The 18,093-nt window shown below is 69.9% G+C and carries 17 protein-coding genes and 2 pseudogenes; 6 read left to right on the top strand and 13 right to left on the bottom strand.

The features are described from left to right. Positions 1-186: 186 nt before the first annotated feature. Together QQK49_RS02640 and QQK49_RS02635 are read left to right on the top strand one after the other, a co-directional pair. Entirely contained in the window at positions 187-432 is a 246-nt protein-coding gene (locus tag QQK49_RS02640; protein ID WP_284302559.1) for a hypothetical protein, read from the top strand. Continuing rightward, entirely contained in the window at positions 429-1,421 is a 993-nt protein-coding gene (locus QQK49_RS02635; RefSeq protein ID WP_284302558.1) for an SRPBCC family protein, read from the top strand. The genes QQK49_RS02640 and QQK49_RS02635 overlap by 4 nt, the downstream gene beginning before the upstream one ends. 150 nt (positions 1,422-1,571) lie before the next feature. On the opposite strand, the gene QQK49_RS02630 is transcribed toward QQK49_RS02635, so the two are convergent. Together QQK49_RS02630 and QQK49_RS02625 are read right to left on the bottom strand one after the other, a co-directional pair. After that, positions 1,572-2,060 (bottom strand): FAD-dependent oxidoreductase, encoded by a 489-nt coding sequence (locus tag QQK49_RS02630; RefSeq protein WP_284305807.1) that lies wholly within the window; start codon positions 2,058-2,060, stop codon positions 1,572-1,574. Further along, the gene (locus QQK49_RS02625; RefSeq protein ID WP_284305976.1) at positions 2,045-2,173 is read right to left on the bottom strand and encodes a hypothetical protein; all 129 of its coding nucleotides are present in this window, start codon (positions 2,171-2,173) and stop codon (positions 2,045-2,047) included. The genes QQK49_RS02630 and QQK49_RS02625 overlap by 16 nt, the downstream gene beginning before the upstream one ends. A 48-nt stretch (positions 2,174-2,221) precedes the next feature. Between QQK49_RS02625 and QQK49_RS02620 the strand changes: the two genes are divergently transcribed. Continuing rightward, on the top strand, positions 2,222-2,362 hold the full coding sequence (locus QQK49_RS02620) for a hypothetical protein (RefSeq protein WP_284302556.1): 141 nt from the start codon (positions 2,222-2,224) through the stop codon (positions 2,360-2,362). Here QQK49_RS02620 and QQK49_RS02615 read toward each other — a convergent pair. The 6 genes and pseudogenes from QQK49_RS02615 to guaB all read right to left on the bottom strand — a co-directional run. Beyond that, positions 2,317-2,748 (bottom strand): annotated as a pseudogene (locus tag QQK49_RS02615) (FAD-dependent oxidoreductase); the annotation flags it as partial. The gene QQK49_RS02620 and the pseudogene QQK49_RS02615 overlap by 46 nt on opposite strands. Positions 2,749-2,948: 200 nt before the next feature. Further along, positions 2,949-4,247: an NAD(P)H-dependent oxidoreductase gene (locus QQK49_RS02610; RefSeq protein WP_284302555.1), complete on the bottom strand. Its 1,299-nt coding sequence runs from the start codon at positions 4,245-4,247 to the stop codon at positions 2,949-2,951. Continuing rightward, positions 4,244-4,786, bottom strand: coding sequence for a dTDP-4-dehydrorhamnose 3,5-epimerase (gene rfbC / locus QQK49_RS02605; protein ID WP_284302554.1), 543 nt, complete (start codon positions 4,784-4,786; stop codon positions 4,244-4,246). The genes QQK49_RS02610 and rfbC overlap by 4 nt, the downstream gene beginning before the upstream one ends. A gap of 2 nt (positions 4,787-4,788) precedes the next feature. Further along, entirely contained in the window at positions 4,789-5,814 is a 1,026-nt protein-coding gene (locus QQK49_RS02600) for an NAD-dependent epimerase/dehydratase family protein (RefSeq protein ID WP_284302553.1), read from the bottom strand. Further along, complete coding sequence (rfbF, locus tag QQK49_RS02595) at positions 5,814-6,590, bottom strand: glucose-1-phosphate cytidylyltransferase (protein WP_284302552.1); 777 nt, start codon at positions 6,588-6,590, stop codon at positions 5,814-5,816. The genes QQK49_RS02600 and rfbF overlap by 1 nt, the downstream gene beginning before the upstream one ends. Positions 6,591-6,993: 403 nt before the next feature. Next, positions 6,994-8,531, bottom strand: a pseudogene (guaB, locus tag QQK49_RS02590) (IMP dehydrogenase). A gap of 202 nt (positions 8,532-8,733) precedes the next feature. Between guaB and QQK49_RS02585 the strand changes: the two are divergent. After that, positions 8,734-9,333: a hypothetical protein gene (locus QQK49_RS02585; RefSeq protein ID WP_284302551.1), complete on the top strand. Its 600-nt coding sequence runs from the start codon at positions 8,734-8,736 to the stop codon at positions 9,331-9,333. 604 nt (positions 9,334-9,937) lie between these two features. Here the strand turns inward: QQK49_RS02585 and shbA are convergent. Beyond that, on the bottom strand, positions 9,938-10,507 hold the full coding sequence (gene shbA, locus QQK49_RS02580; RefSeq protein ID WP_284302550.1) for an RNA polymerase sigma factor ShbA: 570 nt from the start codon (positions 10,505-10,507) through the stop codon (positions 9,938-9,940). A gap of 359 nt (positions 10,508-10,866) precedes the next feature. Here shbA and QQK49_RS02575 point away from each other — a divergent pair, with 359 nt between their 5' ends. Beyond that, positions 10,867-11,157 (top strand): WhiB family transcriptional regulator, encoded by a 291-nt coding sequence (locus QQK49_RS02575; RefSeq protein WP_284302549.1) that lies wholly within the window; start codon positions 10,867-10,869, stop codon positions 11,155-11,157. A gap of 114 nt (positions 11,158-11,271) precedes the next feature. Here the strand turns inward: QQK49_RS02575 and groL are convergent, their stop codons facing one another. Beyond that, positions 11,272-12,882 (bottom strand): chaperonin GroEL, encoded by a 1,611-nt coding sequence (gene groL / locus QQK49_RS02570; RefSeq protein WP_284305806.1) that lies wholly within the window; start codon positions 12,880-12,882, stop codon positions 11,272-11,274. Positions 12,883-13,036: 154 nt separating this feature from the next. Then, entirely contained in the window at positions 13,037-13,333 is a 297-nt protein-coding gene (groES, locus tag QQK49_RS02565; RefSeq protein WP_284302547.1) for a co-chaperone GroES, read from the bottom strand. Between the two features lie 324 nt (positions 13,334-13,657). Between groES and QQK49_RS02560 the strand changes: the two genes are divergently transcribed. Continuing rightward, entirely contained in the window at positions 13,658-14,896 is a 1,239-nt protein-coding gene (locus QQK49_RS02560; RefSeq protein WP_284302546.1) for a class I SAM-dependent methyltransferase, read from the top strand. A 70-nt stretch (positions 14,897-14,966) separates the two neighbouring features. Here the strand turns inward: QQK49_RS02560 and QQK49_RS02555 are convergent, their stop codons facing one another. Together QQK49_RS02555 and QQK49_RS02550 are read right to left on the bottom strand one after the other, a co-directional pair. Then, positions 14,967-15,974, bottom strand: a complete 1,008-nt coding sequence (locus QQK49_RS02555; RefSeq protein WP_284302545.1) for an o-succinylbenzoate synthase — start codon at positions 15,972-15,974, stop codon at positions 14,967-14,969. Between the two features lie 75 nt (positions 15,975-16,049). Beyond that, a complete protein-coding gene (locus QQK49_RS02550; RefSeq protein WP_284302544.1) occupies positions 16,050-18,089 on the bottom strand; it encodes a phosphate acyltransferase in 2,040 nt (679 codons plus the stop codon). Positions 18,090-18,093: the final 4 nt, after the last annotated feature.

Here is an 18,093-nt window from a genome sequence, read left to right as displayed (position 1 = left end):
GTCGAGGTCGACACCGACCGGCTCTACGTCCTCGCCCACCACCCCTGAGAGTCCGCGGGGGCCTCCACCACCGCAGAACGACACGCACGGCCAGACCTGAGGCTCGGGACAGCCAGGCGTCGCACCAAGGAGCCACTTTAGCAACTTCCATTGACAGTGACCCAGTTAGCAACGTAGGTTGCACGCATGGAGTCATTGGAGGTTGCCGAGGTCGCGGCGGACATTCGCGACCCACGTGCCGGGTTGCGAGCCGTCGCCTCGCTCCGTGCGCTCACCGATCGCCTCGAACTGGCGCAGGTGGAGGCCGGGCTACGAGCCGGGATGGCGTGGCAGGACATCGCCGCGGCACTCGGGGTGTCGCGCCAGGCGGTGCACAAGAAGTACGCGAAGCGCATCGACCCGTCGATCCCCGTTCCGAGGAGGAACAGATGAGCAAGCTCAGCGTTGCGGCAGCGACGAGCCACACCCTGTCCCTCACGGCCATGGAAGAGGCCTCCCGCCTCGGCGAGAGGACGGTGGGCGTCGACCACCTGTTCCTCGCCCTCGTCGTGAACGAGCAGGTCGCGGGCCAGGTGCTCCGGAGCCTCGGGATCACCCTGGACCTGGCCCACGCGGCTGTCGCAGCCCAACACGCTGCGCAATTGGCCTCGCTCGGAGTTCGATCCGAGGCGCCCGCTCCCGGCAGGATCACGTTCTACGAAACGAACGACTACTCGCTGAACGAGAGTGCGTGCGAGGTCGTCAAGCGATCGGTCGAGGGCAAGAAGAGGGGCGACGCTGCGGCGGTGCTCCGCGAAGTGGTCACCGAACCGAGCGGTCTGATCGAGGCGGTGCTGCATCGCCTCGGGACGAGCCCGGATGTGGTGCTGGCACGACTCGAGGAGGTCACGCGTCACCCCGCGCGGGCGCAGCACTCGTTCGGCCCCGGCGCGCTGTCGAGCTCGTCCGAGGGTTTCGTCCCCGCAGATGTCGCGCAGGTGTGGGCTCTTCTCTGCGACCCCGCCCGCATGCCGGAGTGGGAACCGGGCACGGGAAGCGTCGAGGACGTGCCCTCGCGCGCCACCATCGGATCACGCTGGGTGTCGCAGGCACGGACGGAGGGCCCGGACGGAAAGCCCTTCGACGTGAAGCAGGAGCGCCGACGAGCGGCGGTGAAACTCACGGATCGTGAGGAGTTCAGCCGGATCGAATGGCGGTTCACCTGGCCGGACGCACCGAAATCCCCCATGCGGCAGGTGCGGATCGACCTCGAGCCCGCGGCAGGAGGAACGCAACTGTCGCTCTCGATCGCGTGGGTGCGCCGCCCGGATGCGCCGCGCCGCATCCCCCTGCTCCGGTGGCTGCTGCGCCCTCTCCGCCGTTTCGGGATGTGGATGCAGCTCATGCAACTGAGCGGGTCGATCAGCCGCGTCTTCCGGTAGACCCCGACCAGGCAGAGCAGACGGACGCGCTCAGCCCGCCACGCACAGAGTCGTGTGAGGTCGCGCGTGGGACGCCGAAACCGGAGGCGATGGCGCCACAATCGGGCGCCGGCCTCCGGTTTCGGTGGGTCTGCCGGTGTGCTGTGCGTCTTACCCGCGGTTCAGCACCTTGCTCGCGATGAGATCACCGATAGGCATGGCGCTCGTCGCGGCGGGCGAAGGGGCGTTGCACACGTGGAGCATGCGGGGCGTGTCGTAGAAGAGGAAGTCCTCCACCATCGACCCGTCCTTGCGCACCGCCTGCGCCCGGATGCCCGCCGGCTCCGGCGTGAGGTCCGCCGTCGTCAACTGCGGGCAGTACTTGCGCACCAGCTCCAGGTAGCCCGGCTTGTAGACCGAGTTCCACTGCTCGACGGCACCCGTCTTGAGCTGCTTGCGCGCGATCTTCCAGAACCCCGGGAACGTGACGAAGTCGGCGATGTCCTTGCGGTTCATCGACCACTTCGGGTAGCCCTCGCGCGCGAACCCCATGACGGCGTTCGGGCCGACGGTCACGCCACCGTCCATCATCAGCGTGAGGTGCACGCCGAGGAACGGCAGGTCGGGGTTCGGCACCGGGTAGATCAGGGTGTCGACGATCTGGTTGTGCTTGGCGTCGAGCCGGTAGTACTCCCCCGGAACGGCACCATCTGGAAGTCGACGTCGAGCCCGGCCATGAGCGCCAGCCGGTCGGCCTGGATGCCGCCGCACACGACGAGCTGCTTCGCGTACAGCGTCTCGGCACGCTGCGAGGGCGCCGCGTGACGACCCCCTCACCACCGGAGACGTCGATGCGCACCTCCGAGAGCGACTCGGTGATGTCGGTGACCTGCGTCCCCAGACGGAGCGTCCCACCGGCCGACTCGATGACCTCGGCCATCGTGCGGCAGACCGCCGTGTAGTCGACGATGCCGGTGCTCTTCAGCCAGATCGCACCGACGCCGGTGATGTTGGGCTCACGACGCCGCAACTCGGCCGCGTCGATCTTCTCGACGTCCAGCTCGTTGATCAACGCCCGCTCGTACAGGGCGTTCATGCGCTCCAGCTCGGCGTCGTTCGTGGCGACGATGAGCTTGCCCGTGTTGCGGTAGGGGATGCCGTGCTCGTCGCAGAACTCCCGCGTGCGCTGGGCGCCCTCCTTGCACAGCTTGGCCTTGTGCGAGCCGGGCGCGTAGTAGATGCCCGCGTGGATGACACCCGAGTTGTGCCCGGTCTGGTGGGCCGCGACGCGGTCCTCCTTCTCGATGACGACCAGGCTCGACCCGGGACGCTCACGCAGCAGCGTCATCGCGGTCGCCAGACCGACGATCCCGCCGCCGATCACCGCGAAGTCGTAAACGGCCGGAGCCGCGCCGCCGGGAGCAGGCGTCCCCTGCGGTGTGCTCTGCCCGTCGGCCTCGACGACACCGCCGTCGTGAGCACTGCCGTCGAGTCCCGGTCCGGCGAGGCTCGGGTCGTCGGTGGGTGCGTGCGTGGGGCGGTCGCTCATCAGGCCTCCTGCGGGTAGGTCTCGTCCTGCTCGGCGCGCAACTCGTCGCAGAGGCGGCCGGTCGGAACGGTGACGTCGGCGTAGGAGATCGCCTCGTCCTTGGCGATGTCCCGCGTGAGCACGCAGCCCTCCGCGAGTCCGACGGGGATGAGGTTGCTCGCCTTGGCCACCGGCGCCTTCTCGCACTCCCCGTAGTAGGTGTAGCCACCCAGGGCGTCGAGGGTCTCGCCGGCCTTGAGGTCCTTCTTGGCGACGGTGATGACCTCGACCTTGGGTGCCTGCGGCAGCGGCGCGATCGTCGCGTCACCGAGGAGCACGGCCCGCGCGACGGTGTTCGGCACCTCGAAGTGGCACAGGTGGTAGGGCGTGTAGAAGCTGTACAGCGGCCCCTCACCCAGCTTGTAGAGGTTGAGGTAGTGCTGCTGCTTGGGGTCGTCGTGCGTGGCGAGCACGTAGACGCCCGGCCCCGGCTTGGACCCGACGACGTAGTCGACGGCGCCGCCGAGCTCCTTGAGCTCCTCGACGTCGTACATGCCGGTCAGCTCGTCGACGTGGCCGCGGTGGTCACGCTGCAGGCAACCCCGCTGGTGCACGGACAGGCCCGCCGCGTTGGCCACGAGCGCCTGCTCGACGCTCACCTTGGTGCCGTCGGCGAAGCTCGTCACCATGTGCGGGTCCTGACCCCACTGCTTGGCGAACCCCTCCTGCGTGGTGGGGTTGCGGTAGGGGTCCTGCAGGCCCTTGATGTTGCCCGCCACGAGCGGCGTGAGCCCGAGCCCGCGGACGAACCGGATGAGGTTCATCTGCACACCCGGCTGGTCGCCGTCGCAGCCGGTGTAGACCAGGCCGGCCTCGGTGAACTTCTTGGCCAGGATCGGCCCCACCGTGGCGTCGACCTCGGCGTTCATGAGCACGAGGTGCTTGCGGCCGGCGAGCGTGGCCAGCGCCAGGTGGCAGCCGAACTCGACCGAACCCGTGCAGTCGACGACGCACTCGATCGCCGAGCAGTCGGTCATCGCCTCGTAGCTGGAGGTGACCGCGACCTGGCCGTTCTCGCTCGCCCGATCGATCTCGTCGGCGGTGTCGACGACGACGATGCGCTCGGCGTCGATCCCCGCGTTCTCCAGCGCCGCGACACCCTTGTCGGGAGTCCGCGCGAAGACGACGGCGACGCTCATGCCGGTCTTGGTGTTGGTGATGTGGTTGATCAGACCCTTGGCCATGAACCCGGGGCCGGCGATGCCGACCTTGATCGGGTTGTCCTTGCGGTCTGCGAGCAGCGTGTCGGTGATGATCACTTGATCGGCTTCCCGTCCCAGTCCGGCCAGGCCTTGTCCTTGTCGCTGATGACCTCGACCTCACCCGGCCACTGCAGGCCGAACGCCGGGTCGTCGTAGCGCTGCCCGCGCTCGTGCTCCGGGCTGTAGAAGCCGGAGACCTGGTAGGTGACCTCGGTGTCGTCGGTCATCGTCAGGTACCCGTGACCGCAGTACGGCGGGATCCACAGGGCGCGGCGGTTGTCGGCCGACAGCTCGACCATGACGTGCTCGCCGAACGTCGGGGAGTCCTCGCGCAGGTCGAGGCACGCGTCGACGATGACACCGCGGGTGCAGCGCACGAGCTTGCCCTCGGCCGCCGGCGCGATCTGGCGGTGCATGCCGCGCAGGGTGCCCTTCTTGGCGTTCCAGCTCATGTTGGCCTGGGCCACGCCGGTCTCGATGCCGTGCTCGGCGAACTCCTTGGCGCAGAACGTGCGCGCGAACCCGCCGCGCTCGTCGCCGAAGGGCGTGAGGTCGATGATCCAGCAGCCGTCGACGGCCGTCTTCGTGAACTCCATGCTCACCACTCCCGCTTCCAGAACAGCTTCTCGTCGACCTGACCGGTCTTGAGGAGGTAGTCGATCTGCTTGAGCCGCGTGTGGCCGCGGCCGTAGAAGGTCTCGGCGTCCAGCTGGATGGCCTCGAACACCTCGTGGAGCTGCTTGGCGCCCGCCTTGAGGTCCCAGTCGGGGGTGTACCCGAGGGTGTCCTTGACCTTGTCGAAGCTGACCTTGTAGCTGCGGTTGTCCTGACCGGGCTCACCGAAGGACAGCTCGCAGCCGGGGAACTCGCCCGCCACGGTCTCGGCGATCTCGCGCACCGTGTAGTTGTTCTCGTTGCCGCCGATGTTGAAGGCCTCGCCGTGGATCTTCTCCACCGGCGCCTCGAGCATCGTCATGATGCCCTTGCACAGGTCGAGGGCGTGGGCCATCGGACGCCACGGGGTGCCGTCGGAGGTCATCGCGATCTTCTTCTCGACCCAGGCCAGGCCCGCGAGGTTGTTGAGCACGATGTCGAACCGCTGACGCGGGCTGGCGCCGAACGCGGTGGCGTTGCGCAGCGCGACCGGGTGGAAGTCGTCGTCCGCCAGGTCCCACAGGTCCTTCTCGGTGAGGTACTTGCACTCGCCGTAGGCCGTCTGCGGGTTGACCGGGCTCGTCTCGTCGACGGTGCCGTCGGCGACGCCGTACACCGAGCAGGAGCTCATGTAGACGAACCGCTCGACCCCGGCCTTCTTGGCCGTCGAGGCCACGTGGCTGCTGCCCTTGTGGTTGATCTCGAAGGTGAGCGGACCGACCAGGTCACCGACCGGGTCGTTGGACAGCTCGGCCATCGCGACGACCGCGTCGACACCCTCGAAGTCCTGAGGCGTGAGGTTGCGCATGTCCTTCTCGAGGGTCAGCGCGGTGGAGGTCAGGCCGTTGTAGAGCCAGCCGTTCTTGTAGAACCCGGCGTCGACCGCGACCACGTCGTGACCGGCGTCGATGAGCATCGGGGCGAGCAGGCAGCCGAGGTATCCCTCGGTTCCGGTGACGAGGACCTTCATCAGTTCCACACCTTCCACGGAGCCGATCCGCCGGCCCACAGTTTCTCGAGCTTGTTCTTGTCGTTCAGGGTGTCCATCGGCTGCCAGAAGCCGGGGTGCTTGTACGCGTTGAGCTGGCCGTCGTGCGCGAGGTTGCGCAGCGGCTCCTGCTCCCACGTGGTGTCGTCGCCCTCGATGTAGTCGATGACACCCGGCTCGCACACGAAGTAGCCACCGTTGATCCAGGCGCCGTCGCCGTCGGGCTTCTCCTGGAAGTGCTCGATGGTCGTCTCGTTGGCACCGAGGGAGATCGCGCCGAACCGGCCCGGCGGCTGGACGACGGTCATCGTCGCCAGGCGACCCGAGGCCTTGTGGAACTCGATCGTCGCGCCGATGTCGGTGTCGGAGACGCCGTCGCCGTAGGTGAAGCAGAACGTCTCGTCGCCGAGGTACTCCCGCACCCGCTTGAGACGTCCACCGGTCATCGAGTTGAGCCCGGTGTCGACCAGCGTGACCCGCCAGTCCTCGACGTCGCGCTTGTGGATCTGGACCTCACCGCTGCGCAGGTCGAACGTCATGTCCGAGTTGCGCATGGCGTAGGTCGAGAACCACTCCTTGATGTACTCGGCCTTGTATCCGCAGCAGACGACGAAGTCCTTGATGCCGTGCGCCGCGTACTCGTTCATGATGTGCCACATGATGGGCCTGCCGCCCACCTCGACCATCGGCTTCGGTTTGAGCGTGGTCTCCTCGCTCAGACGTGTGCCCAGCCCTCCGGCCAGGATGACTGCCTTCATCGAGCCCCTCCCCGCATGTCGATCACTGTCATGGGCATGGCTGATCCCCCTGAAGAATGATGTTCTCGACGGCCGCGCGAGCGGCCTCCCCTTCGGGCGGCCCACCCGGCATCTCGCGTTCAGCGATCCGGAGTCGTGATACCCGGCGTGGCCGGGCCCGGACGGTGCGTCGGTGGGTCACCGCCCCCAACTATACAAGCGTCCTAGTCGAATCTCACGCCGCCCGGGAAGGTCCGATCGGCGACCCTCCAGTCCCGGCATCGACGAACGCCGCAGGCCCACCCTCGGCCGAGCGCTCCACTGCCCGAGCCTGTCTCACGACCGGGTCCGTCGGGCCGAACGTCCCGGCCCGACCCCTCGACCCCCGACGAGGCCGAGGCGATGAATACATGCGGGAGCGCGATCAGCGACGTCCTTGGTAGTTCGGGGCCTCCACGGTCATGTGGACGTCGTGCGGGTGCGACTCCTTGAGCCCTGCCGCGGTGATCTGAACGAACTGGCCGCGCTCCTGCAGCTCGGGCACCGTGCGCGAGCCGACGTAGAACATCGACTGGTGCAGGCCACCCATGAGCTGATGGACGACGGCCTCGACCGGGCCGCGGTAGGCCACCTGGCCCTCGATGCCCTCAGTGATGATCTCGTCATCGCCCAGGTCGGCCTGGAAATATCGGTCCTTGGAGTACGAACGACGGTCGCCTCGGCTCGTCATCGCACCGAGCGAGGCCATGCCGCGGTACCGCTTGTACTGCTTGCCGTTGACGAACACCGTCTCACCGGGGCTCTCCTCACACCCGGCCAGCAGGGAGCCCACCATCACGGTCGACGCGCCGGCGACGAGGGCCTTGGCGATGTCGCCCGAGTACTGCAGGCCTCCGTCGGCGATGACGGGGACACCCGCCGGGGTACACGCCCGCGCGGCCTCGTGAACGGCGGTGACCTGCGGAACACCGACACCCGCCACGACGCGCGTGGTGCAGATCGACCCCGGACCGACGCCGACCTTGACCGCGTCGGCACCGGCATCCACCAGTGCCTGAGCGCCCACGCGGGTGGCGATGTTGCCGCCGATGATCTGCACGTGCTCGGTCGCCGGGTCTGCCTTGAGGCGTCGCACCATGTCGAGCATGAGCCGCGCGTGCCCGTTGGCCGTGTCGACCACGAGCACGTCGACGCCCGCGTCCACGAGCGCCGTCACGCGATCCCACGCGTCACCGAAGAAGCCCACCGCGGCACCGACGAGCAGCCGCCCGTCGGCGTCCTTGCTGGCGTCGGGGTACTGCTCGCTCTTGACGAAGTCCTTGACCGTGATGAGCCCCGTGAGCCGTCCCTGCTCGTCGACCAGCGGCAGCCGCTCGCGCTTGTGCTGACGCAGGATCGCCGTGGCGTCCTCGTGCGAGATCGTGTCGGGAGCCGTGATGAGCGGCATCGGCGTCATCACGTCGCGCACCGATGTGGTGGCCCACTCGGCCACGGGCGTGAACCGCAGGTCACGGTTGGTGCAGATGCCGAGCAGGTGATCGCCGGGGTCGACCACGGGCAGCCCGCTGACACGGAACTCCCCGCAGATGCGGTCGAGATCCTCGAGCGTCGCGTCCGGACCGATCGTGACGGGGTTGGTGATCCGCCCCGTCTGCGTGCGCTTGACCAGGTCGACCTGCCGGGCCTGATCCTCGATCGAGAGGTTGCGGTGCAGAACTCCCAGACCCCCTGACGCGCCATCGCGATCGCCATCCGCGACTCGGTCACCGTGTCCATCGCGGCGGAGATCAGCGGGGTGCGCAGCGAGATCCCGCGCGTCAACGGGGAGGTCGTGTCGACCTCACTGGGGATCACGTCGGTCTCGCCCGGCAGCAGCAACACGTCGTCGTAGGTCAGCCCCAGCGGGGCGACGAGGGCCGGGATCTCTCCGGCGGGAGAAGGTCCGTCGTGGGTGCTCGTCATGACAGAAGTCTACGTGCCCCCAGATGGGCTCCGATCCGCCCCGGTCGGCGTCGGCCGACACCTCGGACGGGGTCCGAGATCGTTATGGGACAGACCCCATCGCTGGTCGGCGAAACTCCATCGCTGGTCGGCAAACCGGCAGGGCTGGCGGCCGGATTCGACTCAGTCGACCGAGGTCGCCGACGCTCCCGCACCGGTCGACGTGGCCGAACTCACCGCCGGGTCGATCGCGGCGGACGGAACCTTGGCGGACGTCGTCGCCTTGGGTGCCGCGGCCTTCTTCGTCACCTTGGTCGTCTTCGTCGTCTTCTTCGTCGAGGACTTCGACTTCTTCGTCGACTCGGCCGACTTCGGCGCCGTGGATCCCTGGGCCGTCTTCGGCGCGTTCGTGGCACTCTCGCTCGGCGCGCTCGGGCTCACCGAACCCCGAGGAGCCTCGGTGCCCCCACTGGTGGGCGTGGTCTCCGTACCCTTCGACGGCGAGGCCGTGCCCGGGTTCTGTTCGCCACCGGCGGTGCCCAGCGTCGTCGTCGGCGCGGTGGTGGCCGGCGTCTCGGCGGGTGCCGTGGAGGTCGGGGCGCCCGTGCTGGTCGGGTCACCCGGTGTCGTGGAGGTCGGCTTCTCCTCGGCCGGCGTCGACGTGGTGGCCGGCGGGGAGGACGTGGCCGGAGCCGAGGACGTGGCCGTCGGCGAGGTGACCGGTGCGCCCGTCGCCGTGGTCGACAGGAGGGTCGTCGTCGGCTGCGTGCGCGTGAGCGGCGCCTTCTGCGGGGGTCGGCGAGGATCACCGGTCCGCCGGTGATCTGCTTCTCGAGCTGATCGACCTGCGCCGTGATCTGCTGTCCCACGGCGTCCTTGGGAGCCATGCTGCGCACGGCCTCGATGACACCGAGGGCCTTGCCGTACTGACCGTCCTTCGCCAGACCGCGTGCCTTGTCGACCAACACGGGCAGCACCCCTGCGGGGCTGGACGCGGAATGCGTCGGCGTCGTGCTGTGCGTGCCGGCAGCGACCTGCAGAGCGGCGATCGGTGCCGTGGCCTTCTCGATCGCCCGGACCACCGGTGCGAGCTCGGTCTGGTTGATCGCGGCCGCGACCCCACCGCCGGAGACCGTCAGCGCCAGCGCGCCGAGGACGGCGACGGCACGCGAACGGGGCACCCGGACGACGCGCACGCGCTGCGAGGCGGCCGCGACCGTCTCCTCGTCCGAGCGGCCCTCGACGCGACGCAAACCGAGCGGACCGACGTTACGGGCGCAGGCGCGCTCGTCCTCGTCGATCGACGTGGTCCACGACGCGAACACACCCTCCAGACCGTCGTCGGAGTGCGACCCCCGCGAACCCAGCCGGTCGAGCAATTCGTCGTCGTCCTTGATCGGCCCGAAGCCGAGTGAGGCGGACATCTCTTACGCCTCCCCCTGGCGCTTGTGGAACATCTCACGGAGTCGGGCCAGCGCACGATGCTGTGCGACACGGACCGCCCCCGCGGTCATGCCCAATGAAGAAGCGGTCTCCTCGGCCGACAGGCCGACCGCCACGCGCAGCGTCAGGAGCTCACGCTGGTGATCCGGTAACGACTGCATCAGCTCCCAGGCCTCGTCGGCCTGCGAACCCGCCACGACGAGCTCCTCCGGACCGGCGTCGAGGTCGGCCCGGTCGGGGACCTCGTCGGTGGGTACGGGCTGACGGAACATCGACCGCTGCACATCGGCGACCTTGCGGGCACAGATGGAGTACACGTACGCCTCGAACGGGACGCCGCGCTCGTCGTACCGCGACAATGACGTGAGCACCGCGATACACACCTCCTGCGCTGCATCCTCGGCGGCCCCCGCTGCCTGCGGGAACCGACCCAACCTGGCCCTTGCATAACGGAAGGCCCGCTCGCGCACGGCGAGCATCAGAGCCTCCAACGCCGCGGTGTCCCCGCCCATGGCCGCCGGAACGAGTTCGGCGAGGGGTGACGCGGCTGTCATTCGTGTCATCGCGTCGGACGTGGGTTGCGTTACGTCTTCCTGGCTTCCCCCGGTGCCCGCGAGGAGTGGCCGAAGCGGCACGGTCATGCAGTTCCCTCCTCGGGCGGGGTGGACTACCCCCTGGCCAGGCGGACGTGGATGGCGTCAAGCCCTTGGATCGACCGGGTGGAACCCCTTGTGAGGACACCACCCGAAGAGAAGTCGGAAGACCGACGTTTCGGACTCCGGCGCGGCGGGTAACACAACCTCACGCGCCCCGGCAGGACCCAGTCGGACGACACCTCGCTTCGACTGTGCCTCATCAATGACGCTGCGGCAACCCGAACACGGGCGAAACTCTCGTGACCAGGAGGAAGATCATGGCAGAGATCTCGCGACTCCCCGGCCCCCAGGCCGACCGATGGGACTGGCAGTACGAGGGAGCCTGCCGGGCGACCGGACCGGAAACCTTCTTCCACCCCGAGGGAGAACGCGGAGCACGGCGCCGCGCCCGTGACGCCGCCGCCAAGCTGGTCTGCTCCGGCTGCCCGGTGCTCGAACAGTGCCGCGAGCACGCACTCGCCGTCCGCGAGCCCTACGGCGTGTGGGGCGGGATGACCGAGGACGAGCGCGAGGCCTGCTACCCCCGCCGCGACGAACTGGCCTCCTGAAGACGCGCGGCCTCGCCGCACGGTCCTCCTGCGCCCGGACGCACCAGTTGGGCCCCGCCACGACGGCGGGGCCCAACTGGTGTCAGGCGGTCCTGCCTGGCCCGATCAGGTGCCTCAGTGGCCGTGACCGTGACCGTGACCGGCGCCGTCGTCCTCGACCTTCTTCTCCACCACGAGGGTGTCGGTGGTGAGGACCATCGCCGCGATCGAGGCGGCGTTGCGCAGGGCCGACCGGGTCACCTTGACCGGGTCGATGATGCCCTTGGCCATGAGGTCGCCGTACTCACCGGTGGCGGCGTCCAGACCCGTACCGGGCCCGGCCTCCGACACCTTGGCGACCGCGACGTAGCCCTGGAGGCCGGCGTTCTCGGCGATCCAGCGCAGCGGCTCGGCGGCGGACTTGCGCACGATCTGCGCGCCCGTGGCCTCATCACCCTCCAGGCCGAGGGAGTCCACGGCGGTGGAGGCGTGCACGAGAGCGGAGCCACCACCGGCGACGATGCCCTCCTCGATGGCCGCGCGGGTCGCCGAGATGGCGTCCTCGATGCGGTGCTTCTTCTCCTTGAGCTCCACCTCGGTGTGCGCACCCACGCGGATGACACAGACACCACCGGCGAGCTTGGCGAGGCGCTCCTGGAGCTTCTCACGGTCCCAGTCGGAGTCGGTGCGCTCGATCTCGGACTTGATCTGACCGACGCGGGCGTTCACCTCGGCCGCCTCGCCGGAGCCGTCGACGATCGTCGTCGTCTCCTTGGTGGCGACGATGCGACGCGCCTGGCCGAGCATGTCGAGGTCGACGTTCTCGAGCTTGAGACCGACCTCCTCGGAGACGACCGTGGCACCCGTGAGCACCGCGATGTCCTGCAGCATCGCCTTGCGACGGTCACCGAAGCCCGGCGCCTTGACGGCGACGACCTTGAGGATCTCGCGCATGCGGTTGACGACCAGCGTCGAGAGGGCCTCGCCGTCGACGTCCTCGGCGATGATGAGCAGCGGCTTCTTGCTCTGCGCGATCTTCTCCAGCACCGGCAGGATGTCGGCGACCGTGGAGATCTTGCCCGAGTTGACCAGCACGTAGGCGTCCTCGAGGACACCCTCCATGCGCTCGGTGTCGGTGACGAAGTAGGGCGAGAGGTAGCCCTTGTCGAACTGCATGCCCTCGGTGAACTCGAGGTCGGTCGCCGCGGTCTGGTTCTCCTCCACCGTGATGACGCCGTCCTTGCCGACCTTGTCGAAGGCCTCGGCGATGAGCCCACCGATCTCGGAGTCCTGCGCGGACAGCGAGGCGACCTGAGCGATCTCCTCCTTGCCCTCGACGTCGCGGGCGCTCTCGACCAGCGCCGCGTCGACGGCCTCGACGGCCTTCTCGATGCCGCGCTTGAGGCCCGAGGGGGCCGCGCCGGCAGCGACGTTGCGCAGGCCTTCCTTGACCATCGCCTGCGCGAGGACCGTCGCGGTCGTCGTACCGTCACCGGCGACGTCGTTGGTCTTGGTCGCGACCTCCTTGGCGAGCTGCGCGCCGAGGTTCTCGTACGGGTCCTCGAGCTCGACCTCACGGGCGATGGTGACACCGTCGTTCGTGATGGTCGGGGCACCCCAGGACTTGTCGATGACGACGTTGCGGCCGCGCGGACCGAGCGTCACCTTGACGGTGTTCGCGAGCGCGTCGACACCGCGCTCCAGCGACTTGCGTGCGGAGTCGTTGAACTCCAGCTCCTTGGCCATGTGTGAGCCACCCATCTGTGTTCGTGGAAGTTCCCGGTCGTGGGACGACGACGCCCCGGCCTGCGCCTTGCTCAGGCGGCCGGGGCGCATCGGAATTGCTGTGGCGGACCGCGCCCTCAGGGGCACACCCGCGGTGAGTCAGAGGACCCCTGAGTCACTTGGTGACGACGGCCAGCACGTCGCGGGCCGAGAGGATGAGGAACTCCTCGCCCGAGTACTTGACCTCGGTGCCGCCGTACTTGCTGTAGATGACCTTGTCGCCGACGGCGACGTCGAGCGGGATGCGGTTGCCGTTGTCGTCGACACGACCCGGACCGATGGCCAGGACCTCGCCCTCCTGGGGCTTCTCCTTGGCGGTGTCCGGGATGACGAGACCGGAGGCCGTGGTCTGCTCGGCCTCGCTGGACTTGACGACGATCCGGTCCTCGAGCGGCTTGATGTTCACCGACACGGTACGACCTTTCGCTAGTGCGCCCGTGGGCGCGTGGTCTGAAGGTGCACCCGCGTGATCGTCCGGGTCGCCGTCGCGGGGGTCGGCCCGGAGAACACGGGATGCGGTTCTCGTTTCTGATCGCTCGCCACACCTCGTGACCATCGGTCGGCCGGAGCCGGCGACTGGCACTTGGAGTGGTCGAGTGCTAACCCCGAATCTAGGCCCGCGATTAGCACTCGGTCAACTCGACTGCCAATACCCGGCCGGAGGTGCCGACGCGCTGCCCGGATGCGTCCGGACGCTGCGAGAGGACGGGTGCCGCGCGCCGGTAGCGTGACGCCGGTGGACGCCGACACCGCCAGGACCCTGATCGCCGACGGGCTCGACCTCCTGGCCGGACTCCCGCCGTACGACGAGGGTGAGGCGTTGGCGCTCGGAACCCGTTTGCGGACACAGGGATACGACGCCGGGCTCGTGGCGGCGGTCCTCAGCCAGTCGCGGCTGCGCGAGAGGGCGCGGGCCAAGTTCGGGGCCGACGCCGCCCGCCTGCTCTTCACTGCGGACGGGCTCGAGCAGGCCACGCGCCGGGAGGTCGCCGATCGTCACGCGCAGCGGTTCGCCGCCGCCGGGATCGAGACGGTCCACGACCTGGGGTGCGGCATCGGCTCCGACGCCCTCGCTCTCGGGCGCGCCGGGCTCACGGTCCGGGCCGTCGACGCCGACGAGGCCACCGCTCTGCTCGCCGACCACAACATCGGGGCGCTCGGCCCGGACGCGTTCGGACAGGGGCGTTCTCGTGCCCGGCAGGGGCGTGCGGAGGACGCCCGGCCGTCGCCGACGGAGGGGGTCTGGTTCGATCCCGCCCGACGCACCCCCGGGCGCAACGACGCCTCCGGCCGCACCCGCCGGACCCTTCGGCTGCAGGACATGGCGCCCTCCTGGGAGTTCGTGCAGGACTCCGCCGCGCGGATCCCGGCGACCGGGGCCAAGCTGTCACCCGCCTTCCCCCATCCCGCGATCCCGGCCGATACGGAGGCCGAATGGGTCTCCACCGGAGGCGATCTCGTCGAATGCGCACTGTGGTGGGGGCCGTTGGCGCAGACGCCGGGACGGGTCGCCACGGTGGTGCGCCGGAGCGGGGAGGTCGTGACCGTCACGGAGGCCGACGCCGTCGGCGCGGCGCCTGCGGGCACGTCGGTCGTCGAACCCGGCTCTCTGCTCTACGAACCCGACCTGGCGGTCCTCCAGGCGGGGCTCGTCGGGGCGCTGTCCGACGCGGTGGAGGGGGCCGAACTCGGTGAGGGCGCCGGTTACGTGGTCTCCGAGGAGCGCATCGACGTCCCCTACGCCCGCCGCCACCGCGTGACCGACGTGCTCCCGGCCCAGGTCAAGGCCGTCAAGGCCTGGCTGCGGCGCGAAGGTGTCACGGGCCTGACCATCAAACGTCGCGGTGGCCGCCTCGACCCCGAGGAGTTCCGCCGTCGCCTCGGACTCTCCGCCCGCGGCGGCGACCAGGCGACCCTGCTCCTCACCGTGGGCCCCGACGGCCCCTTGGCCCTCGTCCTGGACCGCGAGGCGTAGGCGCCTCACTCGTCACCCGACCACCACGAGCGGCAGCCGTGTCCGGGCGGTCGGTGCCCGTGTCGGGCGGTCAGGAGCGCCCCGCCAGGACCGCGTGGCAGCGGGTCAGGCGGTCCGTCCACCAGGTGGTGCGGTCGGTGGGGGCCGCGTACTGCTCGATCAGGGCCGGATCGACGTGGAGCGTCCGGCCGGCGCGCAGGACCCCGCCCTCGGGCAGGGCCGAGTCGGTCACGACGTCGCCGTCGAGCAGGGCGACGGTGCCGAGGCCGCAGGCGAAGGGCAGGTCGGGCAGCGACGCGGCCAGGGCCACGCCGGCCGTGATGCCGACGGAGGTGTCGATCGCGCTGGAGACCACCGCGGGCAGACCGACGCGTTCGATGACCTCCACCGCCGCCCGCACGCCACCGAGCGGGGCCACCTTGACCACCATCACGTCGGCGGCCCCGTGGCGACGCACGAGTTCGGGGTCCTCGGCGCGACGGATGGACTCGTCCGCGGCGATGCGCACGTCGCGTCCCGACCTCGCGAGATGCCGTCGTACCGAGGCGAGTTCGTCGACCGAGGCGCACGGCTGCTCGACGTATTCGAGGTCGTACCGGGCCAGCGCCTCGATGGCGTCGAGCGCCTGATCCACGTCCCAGGCGCCGTTGGCGTCGACCCGGATCCGTCCGGAGGCACCGAGCACGTCACGGGCCGCGGCGACCCGGGCGACGTCGTCCTCGATCGACTGACCGGCCTCGGCGACCTTGACCTTGGCCGTGGTCGTGCCGGGAAACCGGGCGAGCACCTCGGGCACCTGATCCGCGCCGAGAGCCGGCACCGTCGCGTTGACGGGCACGACCTCGCGCACCGGCGCCGGGTGTCCCGACCAGGCCGCCTCGATGGCCGCGGCGAGCCATCGGGCCGCCTCGACGTCGGCGTACTCGGGGAACGGCCCGAACTCACCCCACCCCGCCGGCCCGTGCACCAGCACGCTCTCGCGCACGGCGAGTCCGCGAAACCGCGTCCGCATGGGGATGCGCACGACGTGGGCGGAGTCGAGGAGGTCCGCCAGGGGCGGCGTCGGTAGGCAGGTCACCGGCTCAGTATCCCGGCACGCCTCCCTCGATACCCCGCCCTGCCCCCACCGTCCCGACGGGTCGGGGGAGCGCCCTCAGCCCGCCTCGCCCGACTGGTGGGCGGTGCCGACGACCATGTCGGCGATCTCGAGGGCCGAGGCCGTGGGGGCCAGCACGTTGACGGGGCGCCGCAGACCGATGATGGCCGGGCCGTAGGTGGACACGTCGGCGTCCCGGCTCACGGCCGTGAGGCTCGATTCGGCCGTCGCCAGGTCGGCGAACGCGAAGACCGACGCGTTGCCGCCACCCTCACCCGCCTTCACCCGCCGGGAGGCCCGGTCGAGCGTCACGGGCCCCTCGACCTGCAGGTCGGGGCGGCGGTCACGGATGGCCTGCACGGCGCCGGCGATCCGCTGGGAGGCATCGGGATCCGACCGGGGGCCGGTGACCAGCGCCACCCGCGCCTCCATCCCGATGCTCTCGGCGGCGGCGACACCGGACAGCGCGATCAGCGCCAGCTCCTCACTGCTCGGGTGCTCGTTGAGGAAGCAGTCGGTGAAGATGACGACCTCGTTGGGCAGGTTGAGTACGTGCACCGAGGTGAGCAGGGGGATCTCCTCCTGGTGACCGATGACGGCCTCGGCCAGGGCGACGACGTCTTGGTGATCGTGGGAGAGCCCGGTGACCAGGCCGTCGATCTCACCGCGGGCGAGGAGGTCCAGACCCACGATGAGCGAATCGGTCGGCGCGAGATCCGCAGTGGTCGAACTGCGGCTGCCGGCCTCGCGCGCCACCTGCTCCAGACGCCGAGCCTCGGCCGGTTCGACCGCTCCGGGATCGATGACGCGCAGACCGGGAGGCACCGTGGCGCCGCTCTGGGTGACGATCGCCTCCACCCGCTCGGGGTCACCCACGAGCATGCAGCGCAGCAGGCCACGCTCGTGCAGCGAGAGCGCCGCGCGGACGACCCGCGGCGTGTCTCCGTCGGTGAGTCCGATGCGCAGGTCGCCCTTCGCCACCGAGGTCGCCATCGCCAGCCGGAATCCCGCGGGGGTCAGGCGGCGCACGCAACTGCGGTTCGGGACCTCGGCCAGCCACACGTCGTCGAACGCGTCGGCCGCGCCGCGCATGACCAGGCGCGCGCGGTCCTCGTCGTCGGCGGGGATGCCCGGGTCGAGGGAGACGACGCGGCTGGTCGCCTCGAAGGTCAGATCGTCGGTGAGCAGGATCGGCAGGCCCTCCTGCAGCGCCGGGCGGCAGAGGCGCATGACGTCGGCGTCCGGCCGGATCCCGGCGGTCAGCAGCACCGCCGCCAGCCGCGTCCCGCTCTGCTCGGCCAGCGCGGCCGACAACAGCACCTCGTGACGGTCACCGGGCACGATGACGAGCCGCTCGTCGTCGAGGTGGGCGAGGAACCCGGGCAGGCTCTGGGCGGCGACGATCGCACCGGCGATCCGACGACGGTCGTCACCGGCGTTGAGCACCTCGAAACCGAGCTGGTGCACGATGTCCCGCACCCGCGGGCGGGCGAACTCGGGTCGGTGGACCAGGGAGCAGACGGTCCGGTATCCGGCCTCCTCGAGCGCCCGCTCGTAGCGTCCGTCGTCCTGACCGAGGGGGATGTGGTTGAGCACGATGCCGATGACGCGTTCGTCGCCGGGCACGCGGTAGCCCTGCGCCATGGCGGAGACCTGGTGCACGAGACGTTCGGGGTTGGTGTCGGCCGCCGAGGCGACGAACAACACCTCGGCGTCGAGGGACCGGGCGATCTCGACGTTGAGCCGCGTGGAGTGCGCCGAGCGGAGTTCGCGCGCGACCCCCTCGACGATCGTGACCTTGTGCGCGCCGATGGTGTCGGCGGCCAGGGCGAGGACCTCTTCCATGAGTTCGTCGTCGCGCCCGGCGGCGAGCATCGCCTCGACGTGCGTGAACGGGATCGGCGGCGCCGGACGCAGCGGGGTGGCCAGCCGGAACAGTTCGGCCGAGGGGTCCTCACCGTCGGCCGCGGCCCGTCCGAAGGGTTTGATGTAGCCGACCGACACCCGCTGCCGGTCGAGTGCGTGCGCGAGTCCCAGACAGGCGGTCGTCACCCCCGCGCCGTGGTTGATCGGGACGACGACGATCCGCAGCGACATGCCA

Source organism: Mobilicoccus caccae, assembly GCF_030161635.1.
In the GTDB taxonomy this organism is placed as follows: Bacteria; Actinomycetota; Actinomycetes; order Actinomycetales; family Dermatophilaceae; genus Mobilicoccus; species Mobilicoccus caccae.
Note: the sequence above shows the minus strand (reverse complement) of the source record. Positions and strands in the feature narration are given on the sequence as shown.

What these genes read in the sequence shown, in the direction of transcription:
- QQK49_RS02575 (WP_284302549.1), top strand. Translation starts at nt 10,867, where the DNA reads ATGGCAGAGATCTCGCGACTCCCCGGCCCCCAGGCCGACCGATGGGAC.
- QQK49_RS02550 (WP_284302544.1), bottom strand. Translation starts at nt 18,089, where the DNA reads ATGTCGCTGCGGATCGTCGTCGTCCCGATCAACCACGGCGCGGGGGTG.
- rfbF (WP_284302552.1), bottom strand. Translation starts at nt 6,590, where the DNA reads ATGAAGGCAGTCATCCTGGCCGGAGGGCTGGGCACACGTCTGAGCGAG.
- QQK49_RS02600 (WP_284302553.1), bottom strand. Translation starts at nt 5,814, where the DNA reads ATGAAGGTCCTCGTCACCGGAACCGAGGGATACCTCGGCTGCCTGCTC.
- groL (WP_284305806.1), bottom strand. Translation starts at nt 12,882, where the DNA reads ATGGCCAAGGAGCTGGAGTTCAACGACTCCGCACGCAAGTCGCTGGAG.
- rfbC (WP_284302554.1), bottom strand. Translation starts at nt 4,786, where the DNA reads ATGGAGTTCACGAAGACGGCCGTCGACGGCTGCTGGATCATCGACCTC.
- QQK49_RS02640 (WP_284302559.1), top strand. Translation starts at nt 187, where the DNA reads ATGGAGTCATTGGAGGTTGCCGAGGTCGCGGCGGACATTCGCGACCCA.
- shbA (WP_284302550.1), bottom strand. Translation starts at nt 10,507, where the DNA reads ATGACAGCCGCGTCACCCCTCGCCGAACTCGTTCCGGCGGCCATGGGC.
- QQK49_RS02635 (WP_284302558.1), top strand. Translation starts at nt 429, where the DNA reads ATGAGCAAGCTCAGCGTTGCGGCAGCGACGAGCCACACCCTGTCCCTC.